The organism is Methylocella tundrae (assembly GCF_901905185.1).
GTDB lineage: Bacteria > Pseudomonadota > Alphaproteobacteria > Rhizobiales > Beijerinckiaceae > Methylocapsa > Methylocapsa tundrae.
This window is the reverse complement of the sequence record NZ_CABFMQ020000019.1, coordinates 1-428: the sequence shown is the minus strand read 5'-3', so window position 1 is coordinate 428 and position 428 is coordinate 1. Positions and strand designations below refer to the sequence as shown.

The 428-nt window shown below is 62.1% G+C and carries 1 pseudogene; it reads right to left on the bottom strand.

Features of this window, described 5'->3' with window-relative positions:
* Nucleotides 1–428 (bottom strand): annotated as a pseudogene (locus tag MPC4_RS03680) (hypothetical protein); the annotation flags it as partial.

The window sequence follows — 428 nt, the reverse complement described above, 5'->3', positions numbered from 1 at the left end:
ACCGTCGACTTTGCGGCTGCCTTGCGCGTTGCGGTCTTCTTCGCCGGCGTGCGCTTGTTCGCATCCAGGCTCTTCTGCAGCAATGCCATGAAGTCGACAACGTTCGTTGTCGCATCCTCGTGTGGTGCGGGCTCATCTTCCACCCGCGTGGTGCCGCCCTTGGACTTGATGCGCTTGTTCAGCACCTGCTGCAGGCGCTCGCGGAATTCATCGTGGTAGTGCGATGGGTCCCAATCGCCGGACATCGACTCGATCAACTGCTCGGCCATCGCCGTTTCCTTGCTGGTGATGCGGTAGTCGGACAGCTTGCCGGCAGGCAGCTTGTAGTCCTCGGGATCCACCAGTTCCTGCGGATAGCGCAGGATCATCAGCACCAGCGCGTCCGCATGCGGCATCACCGCACACAGGTACTCGCGCGTGCGCACCAC